This window comes from Nocardia terrae (assembly GCF_009760405.1).
GTDB lineage: Bacteria > Actinomycetota > Actinomycetes > Mycobacteriales > Mycobacteriaceae > Nocardia > Nocardia terrae.
Window position 1 is genome coordinate 240,780 of sequence record NZ_WRPP01000012.1, and the last position, 23,033, is coordinate 263,812.

The 23,033-nt window shown below is 69.2% G+C and carries 27 protein-coding genes; 14 read left to right on the forward strand and 13 right to left on the reverse strand.

Translation table 11 applies throughout. From position 1 onward, the window contains the following. The first annotated feature begins 150 nt into the window (after positions 1–150). Positions 151–498, forward strand: a complete 348-nt coding sequence (locus tag GPX89_RS46380) for a GNAT family N-acetyltransferase (RefSeq protein ID WP_407939549.1) — start codon at positions 151–153, stop codon at positions 496–498. Here GPX89_RS46380 and GPX89_RS39415 read toward each other — a convergent pair. After that, positions 495–1,442: an alpha/beta hydrolase family protein gene (locus GPX89_RS39415; RefSeq protein ID WP_328602834.1), complete on the reverse strand. Its 948-nt coding sequence runs from the start codon at positions 1,440–1,442 to the stop codon at positions 495–497. The two genes, GPX89_RS46380 and GPX89_RS39415, sit on opposite strands and share 4 nt — an antisense overlap. Before the next feature lie 253 nt (positions 1,443–1,695). On the opposite strand from GPX89_RS39415, the gene GPX89_RS39420 reads away from it, so the two are divergent. The 4 genes from GPX89_RS39420 (at position 1,696) to GPX89_RS39435 (ending at position 4,754) form a co-directional block, all read left to right on the forward strand. Next, positions 1,696–2,601, forward strand: coding sequence for an STAS domain-containing protein (locus tag GPX89_RS39420; RefSeq protein ID WP_157392831.1), 906 nt, complete (start codon positions 1,696–1,698; stop codon positions 2,599–2,601). Positions 2,602–2,674: 73 nt separating this feature from the next. Further along, complete coding sequence (locus tag GPX89_RS39425) at positions 2,675–3,853, forward strand: winged helix DNA-binding domain-containing protein (RefSeq protein ID WP_157392832.1); 1,179 nt, start codon at positions 2,675–2,677, stop codon at positions 3,851–3,853. A 169-nt stretch (positions 3,854–4,022) separates the two neighbouring features. After that, positions 4,023–4,487 carry a tellurite resistance TerB family protein gene (locus GPX89_RS39430; RefSeq protein ID WP_157392833.1) on the forward strand — a complete coding sequence of 155 codons (465 nt, stop codon included), beginning with the start codon at positions 4,023–4,025 and terminating at the stop codon, positions 4,485–4,487. A gap of 84 nt (positions 4,488–4,571) precedes the next feature. Continuing rightward, the gene (locus GPX89_RS39435; RefSeq protein WP_157392834.1) at positions 4,572–4,754 is read left to right on the forward strand and encodes a hypothetical protein; all 183 of its coding nucleotides are present in this window, start codon (positions 4,572–4,574) and stop codon (positions 4,752–4,754) included. Positions 4,755–4,814: 60 nt separating this feature from the next. Here the strand turns inward: GPX89_RS39435 and nadC are convergent, their stop codons facing one another. The 3 genes from nadC to nadA all read right to left on the reverse strand — a co-directional run bounded on the left by nadC (position 4,815) and on the right by nadA (position 8,954). Beyond that, the gene (gene nadC / locus GPX89_RS39440; protein WP_157392835.1) at positions 4,815–5,675 is read right to left on the reverse strand and encodes a carboxylating nicotinate-nucleotide diphosphorylase; all 861 of its coding nucleotides are present in this window, start codon (positions 5,673–5,675) and stop codon (positions 4,815–4,817) included. A 379-nt stretch (positions 5,676–6,054) separates the two neighbouring features. Continuing rightward, on the reverse strand, positions 6,055–7,881 hold the full coding sequence (locus GPX89_RS39445) for an L-aspartate oxidase (RefSeq protein ID WP_157392836.1): 1,827 nt from the start codon (positions 7,879–7,881) through the stop codon (positions 6,055–6,057). A 32-nt stretch (positions 7,882–7,913) separates the two neighbouring features. After that, positions 7,914–8,954: a quinolinate synthase NadA gene (gene nadA, locus GPX89_RS39450; RefSeq protein WP_157392837.1), complete on the reverse strand. Its 1,041-nt coding sequence runs from the start codon at positions 8,952–8,954 to the stop codon at positions 7,914–7,916. Between the two features lie 77 nt (positions 8,955–9,031). Between nadA and GPX89_RS39455 the strand changes: the two genes are divergently transcribed. The 3 genes from GPX89_RS39455 to GPX89_RS39465 all read left to right on the forward strand — a co-directional run bounded on the left by GPX89_RS39455 (position 9,032) and on the right by GPX89_RS39465 (position 11,123). Further along, a complete protein-coding gene (locus GPX89_RS39455) occupies positions 9,032–9,805 on the forward strand; it encodes an NUDIX hydrolase (RefSeq protein ID WP_328602835.1) in 774 nt (257 codons plus the stop codon). Positions 9,806–9,810: 5 nt separating this feature from the next. Beyond that, the gene (locus tag GPX89_RS39460) at positions 9,811–10,608 is read left to right on the forward strand and encodes a hypothetical protein (RefSeq protein ID WP_157392838.1); all 798 of its coding nucleotides are present in this window, start codon (positions 9,811–9,813) and stop codon (positions 10,606–10,608) included. Between the two features lie 71 nt (positions 10,609–10,679). Further along, positions 10,680–11,123, forward strand: coding sequence for a nuclear transport factor 2 family protein (locus GPX89_RS39465; RefSeq protein WP_157392839.1), 444 nt, complete (start codon positions 10,680–10,682; stop codon positions 11,121–11,123). On the opposite strand, the gene GPX89_RS39470 is transcribed toward GPX89_RS39465, so the two are convergent. Beyond that, the gene (locus GPX89_RS39470; protein ID WP_157392840.1) at positions 11,108–11,491 is read right to left on the reverse strand and encodes a VOC family protein; all 384 of its coding nucleotides are present in this window, start codon (positions 11,489–11,491) and stop codon (positions 11,108–11,110) included. The genes GPX89_RS39465 and GPX89_RS39470 overlap by 16 nt on opposite strands. 116 nt (positions 11,492–11,607) lie before the next feature. Between GPX89_RS39470 and GPX89_RS39475 the strand changes: the two genes are divergently transcribed. Further along, positions 11,608–11,931 carry a carboxymuconolactone decarboxylase family protein gene (locus GPX89_RS39475; protein WP_328602836.1) on the forward strand — a complete coding sequence of 108 codons (324 nt, stop codon included), beginning with the start codon at positions 11,608–11,610 and terminating at the stop codon, positions 11,929–11,931. Beyond that, positions 11,931–12,512, forward strand: a complete 582-nt coding sequence (locus GPX89_RS39480) for a carboxymuconolactone decarboxylase family protein (RefSeq protein ID WP_157392841.1) — start codon at positions 11,931–11,933, stop codon at positions 12,510–12,512. Before GPX89_RS39475 ends, GPX89_RS39480 begins: the two co-directional genes overlap by 1 nt. Positions 12,513–12,539: 27 nt before the next feature. Here GPX89_RS39480 and GPX89_RS39485 read toward each other — a convergent pair whose 3' ends face one another. From GPX89_RS39485 to bioB, 5 genes are all read right to left on the reverse strand, one after another. Continuing rightward, positions 12,540–12,932, reverse strand: a complete 393-nt coding sequence (locus GPX89_RS39485; protein WP_157392842.1) for a nitroreductase family deazaflavin-dependent oxidoreductase — start codon at positions 12,930–12,932, stop codon at positions 12,540–12,542. Positions 12,933–12,981: 49 nt separating this feature from the next. Then, positions 12,982–13,146 carry a hypothetical protein gene (locus GPX89_RS44080; protein WP_198347800.1) on the reverse strand — a complete coding sequence of 55 codons (165 nt, stop codon included), beginning with the start codon at positions 13,144–13,146 and terminating at the stop codon, positions 12,982–12,984. A gap of 86 nt (positions 13,147–13,232) precedes the next feature. After that, positions 13,233–13,943 carry a DUF2567 domain-containing protein gene (locus tag GPX89_RS39490; RefSeq protein WP_157392843.1) on the reverse strand — a complete coding sequence of 237 codons (711 nt, stop codon included), beginning with the start codon at positions 13,941–13,943 and terminating at the stop codon, positions 13,233–13,235. Further along, positions 13,943–14,158: a biotin synthase auxiliary protein BsaP gene (gene bsaP, locus GPX89_RS39495; RefSeq protein ID WP_328602845.1), complete on the reverse strand. Its 216-nt coding sequence runs from the start codon at positions 14,156–14,158 to the stop codon at positions 13,943–13,945. Before bsaP ends, GPX89_RS39490 begins: the two co-directional genes overlap by 1 nt. A gap of 127 nt (positions 14,159–14,285) precedes the next feature. Continuing rightward, entirely contained in the window at positions 14,286–15,347 is a 1,062-nt protein-coding gene (gene bioB, locus GPX89_RS39500) for a biotin synthase BioB (RefSeq protein ID WP_157392845.1), read from the reverse strand. A gap of 110 nt (positions 15,348–15,457) precedes the next feature. Between bioB and GPX89_RS39505 the strand changes: the two genes are divergently transcribed. The 4 genes from GPX89_RS39505 to GPX89_RS39520 all read left to right on the forward strand — a co-directional run bounded on the left by GPX89_RS39505 (position 15,458) and on the right by GPX89_RS39520 (position 19,581). Continuing rightward, on the forward strand, positions 15,458–16,042 hold the full coding sequence (locus GPX89_RS39505; RefSeq protein ID WP_328602837.1) for a TetR/AcrR family transcriptional regulator C-terminal domain-containing protein: 585 nt from the start codon (positions 15,458–15,460) through the stop codon (positions 16,040–16,042). Between the two features lie 208 nt (positions 16,043–16,250). Next, positions 16,251–17,282, forward strand: a complete 1,032-nt coding sequence (locus GPX89_RS39510) for a FecCD family ABC transporter permease (protein WP_157392847.1) — start codon at positions 16,251–16,253, stop codon at positions 17,280–17,282. Continuing rightward, complete coding sequence (locus tag GPX89_RS39515) at positions 17,279–18,460, forward strand: ABC transporter ATP-binding protein (protein ID WP_235949093.1); 1,182 nt, start codon at positions 17,279–17,281, stop codon at positions 18,458–18,460. The genes GPX89_RS39510 and GPX89_RS39515 overlap by 4 nt, the downstream gene beginning before the upstream one ends. 134 nt (positions 18,461–18,594) lie before the next feature. Continuing rightward, a complete protein-coding gene (locus GPX89_RS39520; RefSeq protein ID WP_235949160.1) occupies positions 18,595–19,581 on the forward strand; it encodes an ABC transporter substrate-binding protein in 987 nt (328 codons plus the stop codon). 7 nt (positions 19,582–19,588) lie between these two features. Here GPX89_RS39520 and GPX89_RS39525 read toward each other — a convergent pair whose 3' ends face one another. The 3 genes from GPX89_RS39525 to GPX89_RS39535 form a co-directional block, all read right to left on the reverse strand. After that, positions 19,589–20,740, reverse strand: a complete 1,152-nt coding sequence (locus GPX89_RS39525) for an alpha/beta fold hydrolase (RefSeq protein ID WP_157392849.1) — start codon at positions 20,738–20,740, stop codon at positions 19,589–19,591. Positions 20,741–20,829: 89 nt separating this feature from the next. Further along, positions 20,830–21,297, reverse strand: coding sequence for an SRPBCC domain-containing protein (locus GPX89_RS39530; protein WP_328602838.1), 468 nt, complete (start codon positions 21,295–21,297; stop codon positions 20,830–20,832). A gap of 41 nt (positions 21,298–21,338) precedes the next feature. Further along, the coding region (locus tag GPX89_RS39535; protein ID WP_207710610.1) for a sensor histidine kinase at positions 21,339–23,033 on the reverse strand (1,695 nt) is incomplete at its 5' end.

The window sequence follows — 23,033 nt, forward strand, 5'->3', positions numbered from 1 at the left end:
TTGTCGGTGTGGGTCAGCGGGATTGGGGCTGGTCGATGGTCGGTGTGGCGAGCGAGGGGGATGGCGTGTTCGGATTGTGGCATCGTGTGCGGGGCGACTCTGTGGTCGCCTCCCGGTCGGTGGAGACACACCGTTCGGGCTCAGGTCAGTATGTTGCCCGGGTTGATTCGGGCGTTCGGGCCGCGGATTCCGCGGCTGGGGCTGGCTGATCTCCAGAAGCAGCGCATACATCCGGGTGAGCCGCACTGGTACCTGCAGGCGATCGGGACGTCTCCGGGGGTGCGTGAACTGGGCTATGGCCGCGAGCTGTTACGGGCCCGGCTCGGTTCATGCGATGACGAAAACGTCGCTGCCTACCTGGAAACCAGCAATCCGGGGAATGTCGGTTACGACGAACGTTTCGGGTTCGCGGTTCGCGGGCGGACGAGGATGCGTTTCGGTGGACCGCCAGTGTGGTTGATGTGGCGGCCGGCGGGGCGGGATGCTCGCTGGGACTAGGCCGCGCACTTGGCGTTTGGTGGGGCGGGTGGGGCGGTGTTGATGTTCTGGGCTATGTCGATGAGGTAGTCGGGGGTGCCGGATTGGGGTTCGGTGCCGAGGAGGAGGCGGGAGACCACACAGCCGGATTCGAAGAAGACGGGGTTGATGCCGTGTTCGCCGGGGACTATGCGGCCGTCGAGGTCGCGGCCGGTGGCGACGGTGTAGAGGGAGGTGGGTTTGCCGGTGAGGGTGAGGGCGGCGCGCATTTCGAGGGAGCTCGAGTAGGGGACGAGGGCGTCGGCGGTGCCGTGGACGAGGATGGCTCGCTTCACGGTGATGCGGTTGGCCAGGAAGACCGGCGAGCGGTCGAGGTAGGACTGGGGGCAGGTGAGGGGGTTGCAGTTGCCTGCGTCGCGTTCGATTTCGGGGCGCAGGGATTTTCCGGGGAGGTTCGAGAGGAACCAGGCGCTGACGTCGTCGGCGTGGCCGAAGGTGTCGACCCAGTAGTCGTAGGTGCCGGGCGGGGCGTAGGCGGCGGCCAGGCCGCTGGTGACGCCGCCCTGGCTCCAGCCCCAGAGGATGGTCGGGCCGAGGCCGGGGTGGTCGGCGCGATACCACTGGGTAGCGGCGACGGTGTCGCGCCAGCCGGCCCAGACGTTCCATTCGCCGGTGCGCCAGACGCTGTCGTCGGAGCGCTGGTCCATGGTGACCAGCGCCGCGCCGGTCTGCTTGACGATCGAGCTCATGTATTCGGGGAAGTCGCTCGCGCTGCCGTCGTGCCCGTGTACCGCGACGATCAATCCCCGTGCGCCGCCGTCGGGTTCGTAGACGCGGCCGGTCGCGGTCTCGCCGTCGACGGTCAGGCTGACCGGTCGCATGGTCACGCCGTCGCCCGGAGCGGCTGACACCGCGGGAGTCGCGCTGATCGTCGCCGCGACCATCACCGAGATTGCGCCGACCACTCTCCAGCCTCGCCACCGTCCACCCACATCCGGCATCGTCGCACGCGCGATCGCGTTCCCCGGGCACCCACGCCGGGCACCGGCGACGGTGAATTTCTCCGGCGTCCCGCCGATGGGTGCGAATCGCCGTCGAGTTCGCTGGCAACACGCCCCAATTCGGAGGTTCAGCAGTATGGTTCCGCCGAATCAGCAAGAAATGATTCGCAATTTGTTCCGCTCACTATCCACAATCCGGAAGGAAGCGAAGTGATCCATGACTGACATACCGGTCATATCGACGACCGAGCTGCTCGACGAACTCGAGGAGCCCCCCGCCCGGCCGGGCGAGGGCCTGCTCTCCGAGCTGGTCGCGCACCTCCGCCAGAACCGCTCCGTCCTGCGCGAACGCTGGGCCCAGCGCATCACCGCGGCAAAATTACTCACCGCGATGACGAGCGAAGAGATCTTCTCGGAAGCGACCTCGGTCTACGAGAACTATGTCGAAGTGCTGGAGACCGGCAGCGTCGAGGCGCTACAGAATTACGCCAGAAACCTATCCGAACGAATCATTCCCCGGGGCGTGGAAACCGACGAAGTGCTCGGTATCGTCCTCCTGCTGCGAGACGTGCTGGCCCGCAGCCTGTTCGAGAAATACCAGTCGGATTTCGATCTGCTCAATCGAATTCTCGACGCCTACGAGCCGGCCGCGAACCGGATCGCCAATACCGTGGGCGTCAGCTTCGTCGAGGAACGCGAGCGCATCATCCGCCAGCAGCAGGAGGCGATCCGCGAGCTGTCCACCCCGGTGTTGCAGGTCCGTGAGCAGCTGCTGATCCTCCCGATCATCGGCGTGCTCGACGGACAGCGCGCCAGCCAGCTCACCGAGCAGCTGCTGCGGGCCATCCGCAGCAACCGCGCCAAGGTGGTGGTCATCGATATCACCGGCGTGCCGGCCATCGACGTCGTCGTGGCCAATCACCTCGTCAAGACCGTCGACGCCTCGGGCCTGATGGGCGCCAGCGTCATCATTACCGGTCTGTCCTCCGAAATCGCCCTGACCCTGGTCACCCTCGGCCTGGATCTGTCGAAGATGAACGCCGTCGGCGATCTCCAGGGCGGCATCGAAGAGGCCGAGCGCCTGCTCGGCTACGAGGTCACCCGCACCAACGAACCCGCCTGACCGAACTCTCGACGATCGCGGCCCCAGACCCCGGCTGCGCGAGAATTCGATTGCGGTCCGCTAGGATTCGACCATGCGTTCGATGGACGTCGCGGAGCGACGGGCCCGGCTCGGAGTACGGCATCGCCTGGCGGCGGCCACCCGCAGCGACGCGGTCGAGGATGTGGTGCGGTCGATGGTGGTGTTGCACGCTACCGATCCCGCGACAGTCTTCCTTTCCGTGGGGGCACGGGGACTCGAGAACGAACCCGGCCATGTCGAGAAGGCGCTCTACGACGATCGGACACTGCTGCGCATGCTGGCCATGCGGCGCACCATGTTCGTCGCGCCCGTCGAGCTGGTGCCGGTGCTGCAGGCTTCGACCGCGGACGCGCTGGCGCACAAGCAGCGCAAGACCTATGGGCGTTATCTCGAACAGTCCGGCGCGGTGACCGGGAACCTCACCAAGTGGTGGAACCAGGTCGAGGCCGAGACCCACGCGGCACTGCTGACCCGGGGCAGCGCGACGGGCGCGCAATTGGGCAAGGACGTGCCGCGGCTGCGGACCCAGGTGGACACCGCACCGGGCAAGCCCTACTCCAAGCCGACGAACATCACCACCTGGGTGCTGGTGACCCTCGGCTGTGAGGGCCGGATCGTGCGCGGGCGGCCCAATGGCACCTGGGCCAGCAGCCAATACACCTGGGCCCCGATCGAAACCTGGCTGCCGGAAGGGATTCCGGCCATGCCCGCCGAGCAGGCACGGGCCGAACTGGTCCGAAAATGGTTGCGCGCCTTCGGCCCCGCGCCGGTCAGCGACATCAAGTGGTGGACGGGCTGGACGCTCGGCGAGGTCCGTAAAGCCTTGGCGCTGGTGGATACCGTCGAAGTCGATCTCGACGGCGAGACCGGCCTGGTGCTGGCCGACGACCTCGAACCCACCCCGCCGCCCGAGCCCTGGGCCGCGCTGCTGCCCGCGCTGGATCCCACCCCGATGGGCTGGCAGTCCCGCGACTGGTACCTGGGCCCGCATCAGCCCGAGCTCTTCGACCGCAACGGCAATATCGGCCCGAGCGTGTGGTGGGACGGCCGCATCATCGGCGGCTGGGCGCAGCGCCCGGATGGCGAAATCGTCTGGCGGCTACTCGAAGACGCGGGCTCCGACGCCGAGTCCGCCATCGCGGCCGAGGCCGAGCGCCTGCGCCGCTGGTACGGCGACATCCGGCCGATCCCCCGCTTCCGCACGCCGCTCGAGCGCGCGCTCACCGCCTGACGCCACAGCGGGCGACCCGCTTCTCAGCTGAGTGTCAGGAAATTTCTGCGGGCCTACCGGACGGCAGGCTGTTACTGTCGCTGTGGGTGGATCGACGCAGGGTTGGTTCGCAGGGTCCGGGCTCGGACACGGGGAGTCCGTGGGTCCGGTGGTTTTCTCGGAGTGTGTCATGGCGTTCTCGAATCGGCTGGTTTCCCCGGCGTCCCCGCAAACCGATCCCCCGGGTCCACCGCCCGGGCCTCGAAACGAGCTGTGGGGCGAAACTTTCCGCGATGCCGCCCTCGGCATGTGCGCGGTGCTGGCCGCGACCGACGGGCGCGTCGATCCGGCGGCGCGCATGCGCATCGCGCAGATGGCCGGCGCACACGAGGTTCTGCAGCGTCAGTCCTCCGACGATCTGCGAAACCTGTTCGAGGACAACTGCGCCCGGCTCATCATGGATCCGGCCTTCGGCCACGCCTATGTGATGGCGCAGATCGCCAAGGCCACCGAGCGGCCCGAGCAGGCGCGGGCGGTGGTGCGCATCGGTCTGATCGTCGGGCGAATCGAGGGCGAACTCGACGCACACGCGCTCACGGTGATTCGCGAGGCTTGTCAGGTATTGCGCCTGGACCCACACGAATTCGGTGTGTAAACCCCTCTGGCTTTTGCTGGACAGTCACCCGCGGCATCCCGCATTCTTGGATCGTTTGATGCCTAGCGAGGGGATTCACTCTGCATGGCGATCCAAGGGTTCCTCAATATCCTGCTCGACACCGTCCACCCGAATCGAGGCTGGCGTTACTGCGCCTGGTGCGAAGGCACCGGGGCCGCAGGCTATTCCGCGAACGGGTCGACAATCCTGTGCACGGGGTGCGGTGGCATCGGCTGGCTGGTCGATCCACCGGTCTACCGGCGCTGAACAGGGCATTCGTCCCCGGCCGAGTGGCACGCCGGGGACGAATCCGCCATTACTCGCTTTTCACATATCCAGTCCGAGATCCAGCACCCGGACCGAATGCGTGAGCGCGCCCACGGCCAGATAATCCACGCCGGTCCGCGCGTAATCCGCCGCCATGTCCAGCGAAAGTCCGCCCGACGACTCGAGTTTGGTGCGCGGCGAGCGAGAATTGCGGCGCTGCACGGCCGCCTGCGTGGCCCACAGCGGGAAGTTGTCCAGCAGCACCAGTTCCACGTCCTCGGCGAGCACCGCGTCGAGCTGATCGAGACTGTCCACCTCGACCTCGCACTCGATCTCCGGATTCAGTTCCCGCACAGCGCGCAACGCGGCAACCACCGAGCCCGCGGCCACCACGTGGTTGTCCTTGATCAACGCGGCATCGCCCAGGCCCATGCGATGATTCACGCCGCCGCCCACCCGGACCGCGTACTTCTGCAGCGCGCGCAGGCCCGGAAGCGTCTTGCGGCTGTCGCGAATCCGGCATTCGGTCCCGGCGACCGCGTCCGCCCACCGCGAGGTGGCGGTCGCAATTCCGGACAAGTGGCACACCAGATTCAGCATGGTCCGCTCGGCCGTGAGCAGCCCGCGAGTCGGCGCGACGAGGCTGAGCACCTTGTCCCCCGGCTGCACCCGGGTACCGTCGGCCACCCGCGCGGTCACCTCGTAATTGCCCGCGCCCAAGACCTCGTCCAGCACCAGCAACCCGACATCCAGCCCCGCGACCGTCCCCGGCTGCCGGGAAGCCATGTCCGCCTTGGCCATCGCGTCCGCGGGCACCGTGGCCATGGTGGTGATGTCGGGCCCGTACCGCAGATCCTCACCGAGGGCCGTGCGGATCAGAGCGACCACTTCGTCGCGGTCGAGTCCGGCGTCGAGGGTCATGACAGCGCTCCTTCTTCGATGACTTGCCTTGTGCCCCAGGCACTGTCGACCGCGGCACATCGGCCCGCGATCCCGGTGACAGCACCCGAGGTGAACGTCGTTCCCATACGGCGCGGAGCCTCGAGACGCCGGAGACCGCGACCCGGCCCCGGTGCGCGCATCCCCACCCCTCGGGTCGTGCCACAATCGCCGCGACGGCCAGCGACCGTGTGGGCGAACCCGCCCATGACGCGGCGGAAATCGCGGCGCGAGCCCACGGCAGCGGCTCGACGCCCTCGGAAACCAGCGTCGAACGCCCATCCGCCCCGAGCCGCGACGGGGTGCCGCGCCGCAGCCCCGCCTACGGCTCCGGACAATCCGACCGGGCGCGCGAACCCCCTCATGACGCGGCGGGGACCGCGGGGCGGCCCCAGGCTATCGCGGGTGCGACGCCGTCGGTGACCAGCTTCGGCCGACCATCGGACCCGAGGCGCACGTGGGTGCTGCGCCGTGACTCCTGCTGCGGCTCCGGGTGATCCGAGCGGGTGTGGCAGCCGCGGCTCTCGGTGCGCGCCGCCGCCGCGACGAGCAGTGCCCGCGCGGTCAGGGTGAGCGCCGAATCCTCGAGCTCACGGATGATCGCCGTCGCCGTGCCGGTTGGGGAGGCGGCCCCGCCCGCCGTCGCGGACGATCCGCCCGCTGGGGCTGCCGACACGCTCGTCACCCCGGCCTGCTTCTGTTCGGGATCCACACCGCCGTCGTGGATTCCGGCCGAGGACGCGCCGGAGTGACGAGTGGAACCTTCGCCCTTGGGCTCCGTGGCGACCGAAGGGCGGTTGAGCGCCCACTCGACCGTGATGTCCGGGGCCGCGTTGTCAGCGACCAGGCCGACCATGCGGAGGATGGCGGCGCGCAGGCCGTCGCCGTCGCGGACGATGCCCGCGCGTTCGGTCATCAACTCCTGGAGGAGTTTTCGGTCGGCTCGGGGGAAGCGCAGCGGGCCGGCCTCGGTGATCGGGGCCGACATGCCGCGGCGTTCGCCGGCGGCCGCGCCCGCGCGTTCGCCGACGACCAGGCCCTCGAGCAGGCTGTTGGAGGCGAGGCGGTTCGCGCCGTGCAGGCCGGTGCGGGCGACCTCGCCGGCTGCGTAGAGGCCGGGGACCGTGGTGCGGCCGTGAGTGTCGGTGTGGATGCCGCCACATTGGAAATGGGCGGCGGGGGCGACGGGAATCAGGTCCACGGTCGGGTCGATGCCCGCGGCCAGGCAGGAGGCCGTGATGGTCGGGAAGCGTTGCGCGAAGCCCTCGATCGCGCGGCCGTCGAGGTAGACGTGATCGGTGCCGAGTTCGGCCATGCGGGCGGCGATGGCCCGGGAGACCACGTCGCGGGGCGCGAGATCGCCGCGCGGGTGGACGCCCGCGGTGACCGAATCGCCCTCGGTGTCGACGAGAGTCGCACCCTCGCCGCGGACCGCCTCGCTGATCAGCGGGCGTCGGCCGATCCCGCCCGGCGTGAACAGGACCGTCGGGTGGAACTGCAGGAACTCGAGGTCGGAGACCAGCGCACCGGCCCGCAGGGCCAGGGCGACGCCGTCGGCGGTGGCGCCGGACGGGTTGGTGCTGCACGCGTACAGCTGCCCCAGACCACCGGTGGCGAGCAGCACGGCCGGTGAGTGGACGATGCCGAATCCCTTGTCCGACACCGCGATGACGCCGCGCACCCCTTCGGGTCCGGTCACGATGTCGAGCGCCGCGGCCCCGAACATGACCTGCATTCCGGCCGCGTTCAGGGCGCGCTGCACTTCCGCGCCGGTGGCGTCGCCGCCCGCGTGGATGATCCGGCGAGTGCTGTGGCCGCCCTCGCGGGTGCGCGACACCTCGCCGTCGCGGCCGAGGTCGAACACGGCGCCGAGGTCGGTCAGCGCCGCCACCGCGTGCTGGCCGCCCTCGACGATGGAGCGCACCGCGTCCTCGTCACACAGCCCGGCTCCCGCGACCACGGTGTCGTGCACATGGGATTCGACCGAATCCCCGTGCGGCGCGACGACGGCGATGCCGCCCTGCGCGTACTGGGTCGAGGTGTCGTTGGGTCCGCCCTTGCTGAGGGTCAGCACCCGCAGCCCGCGCAGGGATGCGGTACGCGCGGCGGTCAGACCCGCCACGCCGCCACCCACGACCACCAGGTCGGCCTCGGCCTCCCAGGTGATGGAAATCGATGTATTCACCATTGCTCATCCCTCCCCTGCCGGGGTGGGCGTGGCTATTCGCCGCCGCCCGGGTTGCCGATCTCGATCATGCGCTGGACCGAATTGCGGGCCAGGGCGGCGGTTTCGGCGTCGACGTGGACCTCGTCGCGGTTCTCCACCAGGCAGCGGAGCAGGGCGGCGGGGGTGATCATCTTCATGTACTTGCAGGAGGCGCGGTCGTTCACGGCCTGGAAGTCGATGCCGGGGGCGGCCTTTCGCAGCTGGTGCAGCATGCCGACCTCGGTGGCGACCAGGACCTGGTTGCTCTTCGCGGCCTTCGCGGCATCGATCATGCCGCCGGTGGAGAGGATGTGCACGCGGTCCGCCGGGAACTCGCCCGCGCCCGCGAGGTAGAGAGCCGAAGTGGCGCAACCGCATTCGGGGTGCACGAACAGCTCGGCGTCGGGGTGGGTGCGGGCCTGCTCGTTGAGCTCGTCGCCGTTGATGCCGGCGTGCACGTGGCATTCGCCCATCCAGATGTGCATGTTCTCGCGGCCGGTCACGCGCTTGACGTGCGCACCCAGGAACTGGTCCGGCAGGAACAGCACCTCACGGTCGGGGTCGATGGAGGCGACCACGTCGACGGCGTTGGACGAGGTGCAGCAGATGTCGGTCAGCGCCTTCACCGCGGCGGTGGTGTTCACGTAGGAGACCACCAGGGCGTCCGGGTGCTCGGCCTTCCAGGCGCGCAGCTCGTCGGCGGTGATGGAGTCGGCCAGCGAGCAGCCCGCGCGCTGGTCGGGGATGAGCACGGTCTTCTCGGGGCTGAGGATCTTGGCGGTCTCGGCCATGAAGTGCACGCCGCAGAAGACGATGGTGTCCTCGGGCGCCTCGGCGGCGATCCGGGACAGGGCCAGGGAGTCGCCCACATGGTCGGCGATGTCCTGGATCTCGGGCAGCTGATAGTTGTGCGCCAGGATGGTGGCATTGCGCTCGCGCGCCAGTCGCTTGATCTCCGCCGCCCATTCGGGGGTGGCGTCCACACCGGTGAATCCCGACGGACCGTCCGCGATGCGATCGGTCAACGTCAGCGTCGCGCCCACTGCTGCAGCCATGGGATGGCTCCTTCTCTCATGCGCCCGGCAACCTCGCCGATTCGCATCCAACAGGTTTTCGACTTAGAATCGAAAACGTGGCCCATCGTAGCACCATCCACGAAACGCTCACCGCGGTGTTCCAGGTTCGTCGCTTCCCCGACACCATCAGTGCAGGTGAGAGCCCTAGTGTGGGAGGGATCACCATTCTCGGGAAAGATGCAGCCGACCGCTGCCCGCCCGGCCACCACACCGAACTGGCCGTCCTGCTCTGGGAACGAGCACTGGACCCCGCCAAGGGCACCTGGTCACTTCCCGGCGGCCGCCTGCGCGACGACGAGGACCTCGACACCTCCGCCGCCCGCCAGCTCGCCGAGAAGGTCGATGTGCGCGAGCTGACCCACCTGGAACAGGTGTGGGTCTTCAGCGATCCCGACCGCGTCCCCGGCGACCGCCGCATCGCCTCGGCCTACCTGGGCCTGGTCCCGATGACCGCCGAACCGGTACTCCCCCACGACACCAAGTGGCACCCGGTCTCGGCGCTGCCCGCCATGTCCTTCGACCACGGCACCGTCGTGCGCCACGCCCGGAACCGCCTGGCCGCCAAGCTCTCCTACACCAACATCGCCTTCGGCCTGGCCCCCGCCACCTTCACCATGTCGACCCTGCGCGAAATCTACTGCGCCGCCCTGGGTTACGACGTCGACACCACCAACCTCCAGCGAGTATTGTCGCGTCGCAAAGTCATCACGCCCACCGGTGCGACCGCCTCCCCCGGCCGCGCGGGCGGCCGCCCGGCCGCCGTCTACCGCTTCACCGACTCCGAGATCCGGGTCACCGACGAATTCGCGGCCCTCCGCCCTCCCAGCTGAATCCCATGACTACGTTCCAGGTCATCGCTCCGACGGCGTCCGCCCTCGCGGCGGCGACCTCCGCCCTGGTCGCCACCCGGGCGCTCGGGGTGAACCGGCGCTCCGCGCTGATCACGCAGTTGCTCGGCGCCTACGGCGACATGGTCACCGCGCTGCACCAGATCTCCTCGGAGGGCGAACGCGTGGGCCGGGAGGCGTTGCGGGACAGCGACGCACCGGGTTTCGAGGATTTCGTGCCCAGCCTGACCCGCACCGAGCCGGTGCTGCGCCCCATCCACGACCGGTACGGAGCCGCGGCCGCCCGGGTGTCGATCGTCGAGCCGGTGGCCAGTTCCGGTTACTCCCAACCGAATTGGCCGTTTCGCCGCGCCGCGTCGCAGCGCGCCGACGAGTTCGCCGCACACGGCGCGTGGGTGCGCGAGGTGGCGGGCGATCTCGCCTGGAGCCTGGTCGACGCCGCCATCGCCCACGACCTGATCCGTATGCAGCTGACCAAGCGCTGGTCGCTGCCGAGACGGGAACCGGCCATCTCCGACGAAGAGTGGAACATCCTGTCCCACAACGGCTACTACCTGCGCTTCGCCAACGTCCTCGCCGCCAGGCCCCAACCGGACTCCCCGTTCGACCGGCTCGAAGCCCACGCCCGCCGCACTGTCCTGGGCCACCGGCACGGCTACTACACCGACGCGGGCCCCCACATGCCGCAGGCGGCCCGCGTCCTGCACGACTTCACCCGGCATTTCGTGGAACCCTGGTGCCGATTCGTCGCCGTCCGCGTCAGCGAGCAACGCTACCGCTGGTGATCGCGGGCCTGCGGCGGCGAAGATCACCCTCCCGATCCCGCCCGGCCGATCTTCGGCCTACTGTCACTGGCATGAGCACTGCCACCGAGACGACCGCCGTGACGAATTTGATCGCGAGGTACGCCGAACTCGTCGATGCGGGCGACTTCGCCGGTGTCGGCGAGCTTTTCGCGGACGGTGAGTTCGCGGGCGGCGGCGGTTCGGTGCGCGGCAGCGCCGGGGTCGAGAAGATGTTGCGCGGCACGGTGATCCGCTACGAGGACGGCACGCCGCGGACCCACCACGTCACCACCAATATCGCCGTCGAATTCGACGACACCGGCGACGTGGCGGATTCGCGCGCCTATTTCACCGTCTTCCAGGCACTTCCGGACTTTCCGCTGCAAGCCGTGGTCACCGGGCGCTACCGCGATCGCTTCGAGCGCCGCGACGGGCGGTGGCGGTTCGCGCGGCGCGAGGTCACCATCACCTTGACCGGCGACGTGACCCGCCACCTGCGCTATTCGCTGTCGTAGGGTTCGGTGACGTAGAAGCGGTTGCCGTCCGGGTCGCGGAAGACGAACATCAGCGGGGCGGATTCCCAGTCGAGCAGATCGCCGACCTGTAGTCCGAGTCCGGTCAGGGTGGCGTGGGCGGCGCGGGCGTCCGGGGTGGACAGGCGGACGCCGGTGTCTATGCCCGTGGGCAACTCCGGGCCCGCGAGGATCAGCGACAGTGTCGCGGTGCCGCCCGGGAGCTCCAGTGTCAGCCAGCGGAAGCCCGGCTGGAGTTCGCGGTCGAAGATGGTTTTCGAGCCGAGGGTCTCGAACAGTTCCTTGGTGCGGTCCTGGTCGGTCACGGGGACGGCGACGGTCAGCACCGAGGTGAACGTGGGTTGAGTCATGACCGTTGAGACGATGCGGGTCGTCCGAATTCATCGGTGTCGCCGACCTCCGGCGCGGTACAGGGCCACAATCGGAAGGAAGGCAGAACCTGCGTATCTCGCTCCCGGAGGCGGTTGTGGCAACCGATGACAGCAAACAAGCATTGCTTCGCGCACTGGTCGACCGAGTGCTGAAGGGAGACGGTACGACCTCGGCCGAGGAGCGCGACCGGGCCTTCCGGAACACTGATGTCCCAACACCTTTGCGCGAATTGATCGACAAGGTCGCGACGAAGCCGACGCAGGTCACCGATGCGGACTTCACCGCGGCGAAGGCGGGCGGATTCAGCGAGGATCAGCTCTTCGAACTGGTGATCTGCGCCGCCGTCGGACAGTCCACCCGCATGTACGACGCCGCGCTGACCGCCCTGGCCGAAGCGACCGGCACCGAGGAGAACTGATGCGACCCGACATCCTCGAGCACGGCTATCGACCCACCGCCAAGGCACTGTTCACCATGGTCCGGCTCTTTTCCGGCCAGCCTCTGCCGGATGTCGTCAGGCTGATGATGTACCGCCCCGATTTCTTCGGCGCCCACGCCCGAGCGTTCACCCATCAGGTCATGCGCGGCCCCTCCGCCTGGTCGGTCGCCGATCGAGAACTGATGGCGGCCTGCATATCCCAGGCGAACGACACCGCCTTCTGCCTCGCCGCGCACACCGCCACCGCGGCCCGCGCCTACCGGGACGCCCCGAAAGTCCAGGCGGTCCTGGCCGATATCGAATCGGCCCCCGTCGAGGACGGCCTGCGCGCCGTCCTCGTATTGCTCACAAAACTGACCAGGGACGGCACGGTCGACGCGGAGGATATGCGAAAAGTGCTGCCCACCGGCGTAACCCGCGATCAGATAACGGACGCCCTGGCGGTCTCGGCCGTGTTCAACGTCATCAACCGGCTCGCCGACACCTTCGACTTCGAGTTGCAGACCCCCAAGGGGCTGGAGACCGGGGCCAAATTCCTTCTCGCACGGGGCTATCGCTAGCGACCAGCCCCGAGGAGATTGGCACGGCTATTCGGGGAGGATGTCGGCTACGAACAGGGGCAGATTGCGGCCCGCGAGGCGGGCGGCGAAGGGGAGGTCGGAGCCCGCTTCGCCGCGGGCGATCACACGCGGGTTGGTGAGGCGGTAGCGGCGGAAGGCGGTGCGGGTGCTGCCCCCGTCGGCGGCGAGGAGATTGCGGATCCAGTCGGTGCGACCGTGTCCCATGGCGACCACCAGCTTGCCGTTGCCGCGGAAGGCGTTGACCGGGGTCGCGAACTCACGGCCGGACTTGCGGCCACGATGCTCGATGACCGCGAAACCGGGGAGATAGGGGGCGAGGTGACGGACCACCGGGTTCATGTATTTGACCTGTAGGCGGTCGAACCACGCGGGGAACATGTTGCGCTCGACTGTCGTCATTCGGGCATCTTCGCCCAAATACGGCGAACGCGACAGCCCACCGGCGCGGCTAATTGTCGCGATCGCGGTGCTTGGTGGTGCGCTTGTAGCGGCGGCCGTTCGGAATCGGCTGGGCGGCATTGGATCTGCGGAGCTCGTGGCGCTGACGCCAGGCCGTGAGATCCGGGCGCTCCGCCGGGGCGGGCGCGCCGCGATCGGCGGGTGTGGTCTTCATCGGAATCCCCAGGGTGCATCGGTTCGGTGAACTCGAACACGGTAAGGGGTACAACGCCGGAGCTCCAGCGAATATTGCGCCGATGCTCAGCGGGTTTCGGATTCGGCGCCCGGGGCGTCGAAGGGAACCACGGGGTCACGCGGGGTGAACTGGGTGCCGGCGTTGGAACCCGGGTAGGGGCCGTAGCTGATGGCCGAACCGTATTGCGGCGGTGCGAGCACGACCGGTTCGGGGCGGTTGCCGCCGAAGGGCAGGTATTCGCCGGTGCCCAGATCGTCGGAGGTGCTCAGGGCCGTCAGCAGCAGCACGACCACGGCCGCGGCGAGGGGCTGGGCGATGAGCGCGGCCCAACCCTCCACGGAGGGAGCGAATTCCACGATGGTGTGGACGGCCGGATGCTTGGGGCGGGTGTGCAGCTGTTCGGCCACCGCCTCACCGACGACCTTGGTGAGGAACGCGCCCGCCAGGGACCCGATGAGGATGCCCGTCAGCAGGATCGGGCCGCGCACCCGCCGCCTGCGCCAGGACCCGGCGGCGGTGAGCACACCGGCGACGACGCCGATCAGCACGAAGATGGCGAGCGCGTCGAAGCGGTGCATGCTCTCACCGGTCAACGCCGAACCGCGATCGGGTTCGACCACCAGGAACTGCTCGGCGGGAGCCAGGAACGCCCAGGCGACCCCGGCCAGCGCGCCCACCGCGGCGATGGCGGCCACCACGACCGCCGCCGCGCGCACTTCCCGCTTCACGACATCGCCGCGTAGCCCGCCCGGCTCGGCGGCGAGTGCGCTTGCCACTACCGGTGTTCCAGGCTCGTGGAGTCGACTACCCCGTGCCGGGAGCACTTGGCCCACCAGCCGTCGGGGCTGACCTGCACGATCATGCGGCGGCCGCACTGTTCACAGAAGCGCGGCGGCTCCAACCCCAATGCCGCGGCGGCAGGTACGGGATCCTCCAGACCCGGCACCACTCGCTTCCCTGTGAAGGGGTTGTAGCGCTCCTCGATGTCCACGACCACCTCGAAAGATCCTTCGTGTCTCAAACTTGGGCGTTTGGGCCGGCTTTCGGGGACAGCGCCCCATACCCCATACGGTAAGGGACGAGGCGGGGGCTGAGCCCCCGGACCCCCTCAGCCCTCGTCAGAGGGTTTCGTTGAGCGCCTTGATCGGCATCTTGAGCTCGCCGAGCAGATCGATGTCGGACTCGGCCGGGCGGCCCAGCGTGGTCAGGTAGTTGCCGACGATGACGGCGTTGATGCCGCCCAAGATGCCCTGCTTGGCGCCCAGGTCGCCCAGGGTGATCTCGCGGCCGCCGGCGAAGCGCAGGATGGTGCGCGGCATGGCCAGACGGAAGGCGGCGACGGCACGCAGCGCGTCGGCGGCGGGCAGCACCTCGAGGTCGCCGAACGGGGTGCCCGGGCGCGGGTTGAGGAAGTTCAGCGGGACCTCGTCGGGCTCGAGCGAGGCCAGGTCGGCGGCGAATTCCGCGCGCTGCTCCAGGGATTCGCCCATGCCGAGGATGCCGCCGCAGCAGACCTCCATGCCGGCCTCGCGCACCATGCGCAGGGTCTCCCAGCGCTCGTCGTAGGTGTGGGTGGTGACCACGTTCGGGAAGTGCGAACGCGCGGTCTCGAGGTTGTGGTTGTAGCGGTGCACGCCCATGGCGGCGAGCTGGTCGACCTGCTCCTGGTTGAGCATGCCCAGCGAGCAGGCGACCTGGATGTCGACCTCGTTGCGGATGGCCTCCACGCCCGCGGCGACCTGTGCCATGAGCCGCTCGTCCGGACCGCGCACGGCGGCCACGATGCAGAACTCGGTCGCGCCGGTCTTGGCGGTCTGCTTGGCGGCCTCGACGAGGGAGGGGATGTCGAGCCAGGCGGCGCGCACGGGCGACTGGAAAAGGCCGGACTGCGAACAGAAGTGGCAGTCCTCGGGGCAGCCGCCGGTCTTGAGCGAGATGATGCCCTCGACCTCGACCTCGGGGCCGCACCACTTCATGCGCACGTCGTGGGCCAGGCCGAGCAGCTCCTCGAGCCGGTCGTCGCCGAGCTGCAGGACCCGCAGCGTCTGCTCCTGGGTCAGGCCGACGCCGTTCTCGAGCACCTGCTCGCGAGCGATGGCGAGAATGTCGTCGCCTGTGGCGCTGAGAGCATTGACGCCGCCGGCGTCGACGGCTTCGGTGGTGACGGCTGCCTGGGTCATGTCCGTGCGAATCCCTTCGTGCGGCCGCGTGGCCGAGCAACTTGAACGGTGTTCAGGGTAGGCTAGCAGTCCGGAACGTGAGCCGGAACACGAGAGGGTCGGGTTTTTCAGTGCAACTCCATCGCACGGACGTGGTCGACGGGGCGATCGCCATTCTCGACCAGTACGGACTGGCCGATCTCACCATGCGCCGGCTGGCCACCTCGCTGCACGTCCAGCCGGGCGCGCTGTACTGGCACTTCCCCAACAAGCAGGCGCTGCTGGGCGCGGTCGCCGACCGCATCCTCGGGCCGATGGACGAGCCGGTCGCCGCGGACGAATGGGCCGAGCAGATCACCGAATTGGCGCACCGGCTGCGCGAATGCCTGCTCGCCTACCGTGACGGCGCCGAATTGGTCTCGGCCACCTACGCTTCCCGCCTCACCACCAGCAAGGGCCGGGAACGCCTGGCCAGCGCCGCGATTCGCGCGGGCATGACCCGCGAGGAGGCCGATCTGGCCGCCTACACGCTGCTCTATTACGTGCTCGGCCAGACGGTCGACGAGCAGTCCCGCATCCAGATGGACTCCATGGGCGCACTGGCCGAAGAACATTCGCCCCTCTACGACACCACCGATGCCACCTCCCGCTTCGACTTCGGTCTCCAGCTCTTCATCAGCGGCGTTCGCCATCTCCTCGGCACCCGCGTCCGCTGAGCGAACCCGGCCTTGCTACCTTATTGGAATTCATTTTCAATAACGGTGAGGTAGAGTTCGGCGCTGTCATCCTCGGCGGGTGCGGGAATCCGGTGTAACTCCGGAACGGTCGCGCCACTGTGAGCAGGGTCCCCGGGCCGTGCGAGTCAGACCTCCCCCGCCGCGAAACACTCTGGAGAGGCCGCGATTTGCCCGAGGAGCCACCGCGATGAGCCGTGCGCGCACATCGATAGCCCTGCCCGTCATGGGACTGCTGCTGCTCGCGGCCATGGTCTGCGCGACCGGGTTCGGGGCGGAGAACATCCCGTTGCGTGACGTACTCGCCGTGCTGCGAGGGCGATTCAGCGGCGGCGCGCCCGCCGATCTCGGACTCGACACCATCGTGTGGCAATTGCGAGTGCCGCGAACGATTCTCGCCGCCATCGTCGGCGCGGGCCTGGCCGTCGCCGGCGCGGCCATGCAGACCTTGGTCCGCAACCCGCTGGCCGATCCCTATCTGCTGGGCGTCTCCTCCGGCGCGGGCGTCGGTGCGGCAGCGGTCATCACCTCCGGCCTGTTCGCCGGAGCGGGGCTCTGGGCACTCTCGGCGGGCGCACTCGCCGGAGCCCTGGCCGCGGCCGCCGCCGTCTTCCTGATCGCCATGGCCCAAGGCGGCCTCACCCCACTGCGTCTGGTGCTCACCGGCACCGTCCTCGGGTCGGCCTTCGCCGCCTTCAGCAGCTATCTCATCTTCCGCGGCAGCGACCCGTCGGCCGCCCAATCGGTCCTCTTCTGGCTCCTCGGCAGCCTCGCGGGCGCCGACTGGACCCGAATCCTCCTGCCCGCCTGCGTGGTCGCCGCCAGCCTCACCGCCCTCCTGCTGGCCGCCCACTGGCTCGACGCCCTCAACCTCGGACCCGATACCGCCGCCTCCCTCGGAATCCCCGTGCGCGAGTTGCGCATCGCCCTGTTCATCCTGCTGGCCGTCCTGGTCGGCGTGCTGGTCGCCGTCTCCGGCGGCATCGGCTTCGTCGGCCTGGTCATCCCCCACGCCGCCCGCCTCCTGGTCGGCCCCCGCCACCACGCGCTCCTCCCCGCGAGCGCCCTGTGCGGAGCCGCGTTCCTCGTGGTAGCCGACGCCGCCACCCGAATCCTGGTCCGCCCCACCGAAATCCCGGTCGGCGTCCTCACCGGCCTCATCGGCGCCCCCGCCTTCCTCCTGCTCATGGGCCGCCGCCACTACCGCTTCGGCACGGCATGACCCCCGACGACACCGGCCCGGCACGACTTCGCGCCGACGCTCGCCCGATCGACGCCGCACAGCAGCCGACACCGATCGCCCCCGGATCGGTCGCGAACGCCGCCGAGCGCGCCGAGGGCGTCGATCAGCCCCATTCGCCCGCCGAACGACGCACGCCCGTCGGGGCACGAAAGCACCGTCGCCTCAGGATCTTCGGAAGAGGCTCGGAAAAGTCCGCGATGACGGCGGCCACTACGCTCGCCGGCGGCGGCTCGCCGCAGGTGCGCGGAACCGCCGCCGAGCTGACCGGGGCAGGCGTCGGCGCGGGTAGCGAGCACCGTTCCGGAGGTACGCGAAATCCTGCTCGCCACCGGAGGTTCGGAGCAGGGCGAGAGCAGTCCGGGGCACCGGAGCTGACGGCCGGCGGGCTGGAGGTCTTCGGACTCGAGTGCGTCGCGGGTCGGCGCACCGTCCTGTCGGGCGTCGAGTTCGCGGTGCGAGCCGGGGAGACGGTGGGGATCGTGGGGCCCAATGGGGCGGGGAAGACTACGCTGCTGCGCACCCTGGCGGGCTTGGTCTCGCCGGTCGCGGGCGAGGTCGTCGTGGACGGCCGTCCGCTGCACCGGGTTTCACAGCGGGAGCGGGCTCGGCTGGTCGGTCTGGTCGGGCAGGACGAGCAGCCGCCCGATGATCTGCGGGTCGGTGAGTTGGTGGCCTTGGGCCGTACCCCGTATCTGCCGCCATGGGGCGCGGGCGGGCCGGACGAGCGGGCCGCCGTGGAAGCGGTTCTGCGGCTGGTGGATCTGGACGGATTCATCGGACGGCCGGTGAGCAGACTCTCCGGCGGGGAGCGGCAGCGGGTGTTGCTGGCGCGGGCACTTGCGCAGCGGACGCCGGTGCTGTTGTTGGACGAGCCCACCAACCATCTGGACATCACCCATCAGCTCGAATTGCTGGCGCTGACAAGGGAACTGGCGCGGACGGTCGTGATGAGCCTGCACGATCTGAGCTTGGCGGACCGATTCTGCGATCGGGTGCTGGTGGTCGAGGGCGGGCGGGCGCACCCCCTCGATCGACCGGAAGTCGCCTTGCGCACCGAGATTCTGGAGCGAGTCTTCGGCGTCCGAGCCCACCGTGCGCCCGACCCCGAGTCGACTCGCACCCACCTGATCATCACCGAACGAAAGGCCCTGTCTTGACCACGTTCGCACGCCGGATGACCTTTCGCCGAGTCGCACATCCCCGAGGGGATTCGCCCGATTTCGCCGCGAGGATGCACCACTCGACGCTTCTCGGGAGGAGTGGCGGCGGGAAGGTGTGGCCGGTGCTGGCGATGGCGGTCGTGATGGCGGTGGGGTGCGGGGCACAGCGGGAGGGCGCAGGGAACCTGGAGGTGCGCAATTGTGGTGTGGGGCAGAAGTTTCCGTCGCCGGCGCAGCGGATGTTCGTCAATGACGGGAATCTGATCTCGATGGTGCTGGCGCTCGGCGCGCAGGGGCAGACCGTCGCGGTGTCCAGCCTGAAACGGGATGCGGAGACGCTGCGCAAGCACTACGGCGATGCGGTCGACACGCTGAATTCCGTTGCGCCGGATTACCCCTCACGAGAAACGGTGCTGGCGCAGCGGCCCGACGTCATGGTGGCGGGATGGAGTTACGGGTATTCCGAGGCCGCGAATCTGACGCCGGATTCGTTGCGGGCCGCGGGGGTCGCGCCCTATGTGCTGACCGAGAGCTGCCGCAGGGCCGATGGTGAGCGCGGCGTGGTGGATGCGTGGACGGCGTTGCGCACCGATCTGACCGCGCTGGGAGCGATCACGGGGCGCAAGGATGAGGCGGCGCGAGTCACCGGGGATCTGGATCGGCGGCTGGCGGCTCTGCGGTCCGCTCCCCCGGCGGCGAACCCGCCCGCGATCTTCGTCTTCGACAGCGCCTCCGACACGATCATGTCGAGTGGTCAATTCGGTGCGCCGCAGGCGATTCTGGAGGCGGCGGGCGGGCGGAACGTACTCGCGGATGTGGCCGACACCTGGACGCAGGTCTCCTGGGAGCGGCTGGCGGCGGCCGATCCGGATGCCATTGTGTTCGTGGACTATCCGCCGCAGACTGTCGAGCAGAAGGTGGAGCTGTTGCGGGGCAAGCCCGGCATCCAGAATCTGCGGGCGGTGAAGGACGGGCGGTTCCTGAACCTGCCGTATGCGCTGTGGACCAGCGGGCCGTTGAACATCGATGCCGCCGAGCAGGTTCGGGTTCAGTTGGAGCGGTGGAATCTGGTGCCGCCCTCGGGAATTCGGCCCGCCTTCGACGACGTCGTGCGCTGAGCGGCCCTCACCGGCCGAGATAGACCGCGGTGGTGGCCCACTCCAGCTGTAACTCGCGCACGAACGGCACGACCTGATTCTCGATGACCGTGTTGTACTCCTGCGGCCGCTCGATCGGGTTGGCGTGCCCGGTGGTTCGCGTCTTCACCACCAGCAGCGTTCCATCCATGCCGCCGACCTGGTCGATGAGCACCTTGTGTGAGTAATCGACGTCCACGATCGGATCGTCGAAGGGGTTGTGCGGGCGGATGAACACCACGGCCGGACGCGGCTTGCCCGCGACGGGTTTGGCGAGCGCGCGCAGATCGTCCACCGCGCCGCCCGCCACGATCGCCTTGAACTGGGCCTCGATCAGGCCGTTGCTGGCGGCGTCGTTGTTCAGGATCTTGGTGCGCAGCACGTCTTTCAGGGCGTCGCGGAACTGGTCGCCGCGGATCAGATAGGGGCCGCCGGCGAAACGGTCGTGGCGCGCATACATCTCCACGACCAGTCGCAGGAACCGGCTCTCGCGCGCGCCGGGGACCCAGCCCATCCAGCGCAGCATCTCCTCGCCCTGGTCGCGGCTCTCGGGCCGGACGGCGTCGAGATCGACCGGCGTGCAGTCCAACAGGACCGCCTGCACCTTCTTGGTGCTGCCCGTGTGCAGGTGTTTGGCGATCTCGAGCGCGATCACCCCGCCCATGCTGTGCCCGGACAGCACCACGTTCGGCACCTTGGCCGCGTCGGTGACCTTCACGATCAGATCCGCGATGACCTTGGTGTCGATACCGGTGTTGTCGTAGCGCACCGCCCAGACCGATCCGAGCCGGCGCAGCGAGGGCAGCGCTCGCGCGGTGTCACTGGCATCGAGCACGCCGAGCCCGACCAGATCGAAGACGGCGGTATCGCTCGCCTTCGGATCCGAGGGACCCGCGATAGGCAGCACCGCGGGGTGGGTCTGCGCCAGCCGCGCCTGTTCCGGCAGCACGTCCACGGCCAGGTACTCGGCGAACACGCCGATCGTGACCAGTGGAATCAGGCTGAGCCGCATGATCATCAGACGGGTCCGGCGCCAGCGCACCCAGCCGGCGCCGAGCCGGGTCGCGTGCAGCCGCTCCCGGCGCCGCCGATCGTCGTACTCGGCGATTCCGGAAGGATGCGGGAATCCCGGCAACGCCATACCAATCAACTGTACGAATTTCCGGCGTTTCATCCAGGCTTGCGCTGACGGTCAGCTCCTGGTATCGCGTTGTTCACCCGGGCGTCGGGTCAGTCTTCGGCGGCGCGCTCGTTCAATCGGGCGAGTTTGGCCAGCGCCATCCGGAATCCGGTCTCGTTGTCGCGCGGGGACAGTCCCGGCGGCAGGTTCTCGTGCCGGGCGGTCACCGTCGTTCCGCCGGGGGCGTCGACGAGGGTGTAGGTGACGGTCATCTCGCCGCGCAGATCCGGGTCCTCGGTCTCGAATTCGACGGTCTGCACCACCTCCCGGTCCGGGACGAGGCGGGCGAAGACACCGTGGAAGGTGTCGGTGTGCGCGGTCGTCTTACCGGCCTCGGTGGGCCGGTCATAGGTCAGCGAGATCCGGAAGCGGCCGCCGACGCGGGGATCGAATTCGAGGACGCGGCTGGACATTCCGTCGGGGACCATCCACGTTCGCACCGAACGCGCGTCCAGGAGCGCGCGGAAGACATTCGCGCGCGGGGCACCGACGAACCTCTCGACATTGGTGGTGGGCACGCCGCCACCCTACGCCGCGTGTGATGAAGATCACGACAACTTCACTGGGCGGCGGGCGAGTCCTCGGGCGCTTCCGGCAGGGTGAGGGTGGCCAGCGCGCCACCGCCGGGCGCGGAAGTCAGTGTCACGGAACCAGAATGGACGTCGGCCACCCACCGCACCAGCGAGAGTCCGATGCCATGGTGTCCGCGTGTCCCGACCGCGCCGCGCCGGAACGGATCGGTGAGCGCGGGATCGGGGCCGGGCCCGTGATCACGCACGACCACCCGTCCCGCCGCGACCCGGACCTGCACGGGTGTGCCGCCGTGCACCACCGCGTTGTCGATCAGGTTGCGCACGGCCAGCGCCAGCAGGTCCGGATCCGCGCGCACCGCGGTCGGTTCGGCGCTCAGTTCGATCTCGCCGCCGGATTCGGCGACCACGCCCTCGACCAGCTGATCCAGGTACAGCCGCTGCAGATCCAGTTCTCCCACACCGCTTTCCGCGCGCGTGCGGGCCAGCAGGCCGGCCACCATGCGGCCCATGCGATCGGTGAGCGAGCGCGCGTCGGTGACCGCGCGCCGGGTGTCGGCCGGATCCCGCAGCGCGGCATCGAGGTAGAGCCGCAAAGTGGCCAGCGGGGTACGCAATTCGTGCGAAGCCTCGGACAGGAAGCGCTCCTGCTGGTCCAGCATGCGCAGCGCGGGGCGCATGCTCGCCCCCGACAGCAGGTGTCCCGCCAGACCCGCGATCAGGACCAGTGCCAGGCCGCCGCCCCACAGGGCCATGACCAGGCTGCGATGATCGCGTTGCCCGGGTGCGGGGTCCGCGCCCGCGAACACGACCGCGCCGACCGCGCCGTCGTTGTCCCAGGCGGGGGCGATCGCCAGCCGCACCGGGTTGCCGTCGCGGTCGGCGACGGTCTGCCACAGCGTGTCCTCGGACTCGGCGACCTGCTGCGCCGTATCGGTCAGGTTCGCGGGCAGCCCGGACCGCTTGCGCACGAACTGCTCCGACCAGCCGCCGTTCGCGTCGCGCACCAGAATCGCGACCGTCTTCTGGCCGCCCACCAGATCCTCGTCCCCGCGCACGGTCTCGAGATCGACGCTGCCGTCCTCGTTCCAATACACCTCGCGGACCAGGCCGGTCACCACCCGGTCGACCCGCGCGTCCAACGCCTTGTCCCGCGAATGCCCGTCGATGGAGGCCGCGATGGAGGCCAGCACGATCAGGCAGACGGCGGTCAGCGCAGTGAAGAGCCCGGTCAGCATCCACCGGGTCCGCCGCAGCTGGCCCGGCGTGGTCGGCCGGGCGCGATCCCCGGCTCGACCGCGCGGCAGGGACCCGGCCCGGCGTTTCCACCGACCACCGGCCGAATCCCGGCCGCCCGCACCGAGATCCGTGTCCGCTTCCAACGCCGCCGGATCATCGGGTCGCCGCCGCCGGACGCTCTCCACCCCCGACGCACCGGAGCCGCCACGCAATTCGCCGAGCCGCCGCCGGATTCCCTTCACCCCGAACAGATCCGGGCCGCGACGCGAAACACCGGACTCTCGCCGTATGTCCTCCAGTCCCGAGGGGTCCGGGCCGCCACGCGAAACACCGGACTCTCGCCGTATGCCCTCCAGTCCCGAGGGGTCCGGGCCGCCACGCGAAACACCGGACTCTCGCCGTATGCCCTCCAGTCCCGAGGGGTCCGGACCGCCACGCGAAACACCGGACTCTCGCCGTATGCCCTCCAGTCCCGAGGGGTCCGG

Coding starts and splice junctions, on each gene's coding strand:
- GPX89_RS46380 (WP_407939549.1), top strand. CDS start 151: ATGTTGCCCGGGTTGATTCGGGCGTTCGGGCCGCGGATTCCGCGGCTG.
- GPX89_RS39420 (WP_157392831.1), top strand. CDS start 1,696: ATGACTGACATACCGGTCATATCGACGACCGAGCTGCTCGACGAACTC.
- GPX89_RS39425 (WP_157392832.1), top strand. CDS start 2,675: ATGCGTTCGATGGACGTCGCGGAGCGACGGGCCCGGCTCGGAGTACGG.
- GPX89_RS39430 (WP_157392833.1), top strand. CDS start 4,023: ATGGCGTTCTCGAATCGGCTGGTTTCCCCGGCGTCCCCGCAAACCGAT.
- GPX89_RS39435 (WP_157392834.1), top strand. CDS start 4,572: ATGGCGATCCAAGGGTTCCTCAATATCCTGCTCGACACCGTCCACCCG.
- nadC (WP_157392835.1), bottom strand. CDS start 5,675: ATGACCCTCGACGCCGGACTCGACCGCGACGAAGTGGTCGCTCTGATC.
- GPX89_RS39445 (WP_157392836.1), bottom strand. CDS start 7,881: ATGGTGAATACATCGATTTCCATCACCTGGGAGGCCGAGGCCGACCTG.
- nadA (WP_157392837.1), bottom strand. CDS start 8,954: ATGGCTGCAGCAGTGGGCGCGACGCTGACGTTGACCGATCGCATCGCG.
- GPX89_RS39460 (WP_157392838.1), top strand. CDS start 9,811: ATGACTACGTTCCAGGTCATCGCTCCGACGGCGTCCGCCCTCGCGGCG.
- GPX89_RS39465 (WP_157392839.1), top strand. CDS start 10,680: ATGAGCACTGCCACCGAGACGACCGCCGTGACGAATTTGATCGCGAGG.
- GPX89_RS39470 (WP_157392840.1), bottom strand. CDS start 11,491: ATGACTCAACCCACGTTCACCTCGGTGCTGACCGTCGCCGTCCCCGTG.
- GPX89_RS39480 (WP_157392841.1), top strand. CDS start 11,931: ATGCGACCCGACATCCTCGAGCACGGCTATCGACCCACCGCCAAGGCA.
- GPX89_RS39485 (WP_157392842.1), bottom strand. CDS start 12,932: ATGACGACAGTCGAGCGCAACATGTTCCCCGCGTGGTTCGACCGCCTA.
- GPX89_RS44080 (WP_198347800.1), bottom strand. CDS start 13,146: ATGAAGACCACACCCGCCGATCGCGGCGCGCCCGCCCCGGCGGAGCGC.
- bioB (WP_157392845.1), bottom strand. CDS start 15,347: ATGACCCAGGCAGCCGTCACCACCGAAGCCGTCGACGCCGGCGGCGTC.
- GPX89_RS39510 (WP_157392847.1), top strand. CDS start 16,251: ATGAGCCGTGCGCGCACATCGATAGCCCTGCCCGTCATGGGACTGCTG.
- GPX89_RS39515 (WP_235949093.1), top strand. CDS start 17,279: ATGACCCCCGACGACACCGGCCCGGCACGACTTCGCGCCGACGCTCGC.
- GPX89_RS39520 (WP_235949160.1), top strand. CDS start 18,595: ATGGCGGTCGTGATGGCGGTGGGGTGCGGGGCACAGCGGGAGGGCGCA.
- GPX89_RS39525 (WP_157392849.1), bottom strand. CDS start 20,740: ATGGCGTTGCCGGGATTCCCGCATCCTTCCGGAATCGCCGAGTACGAC.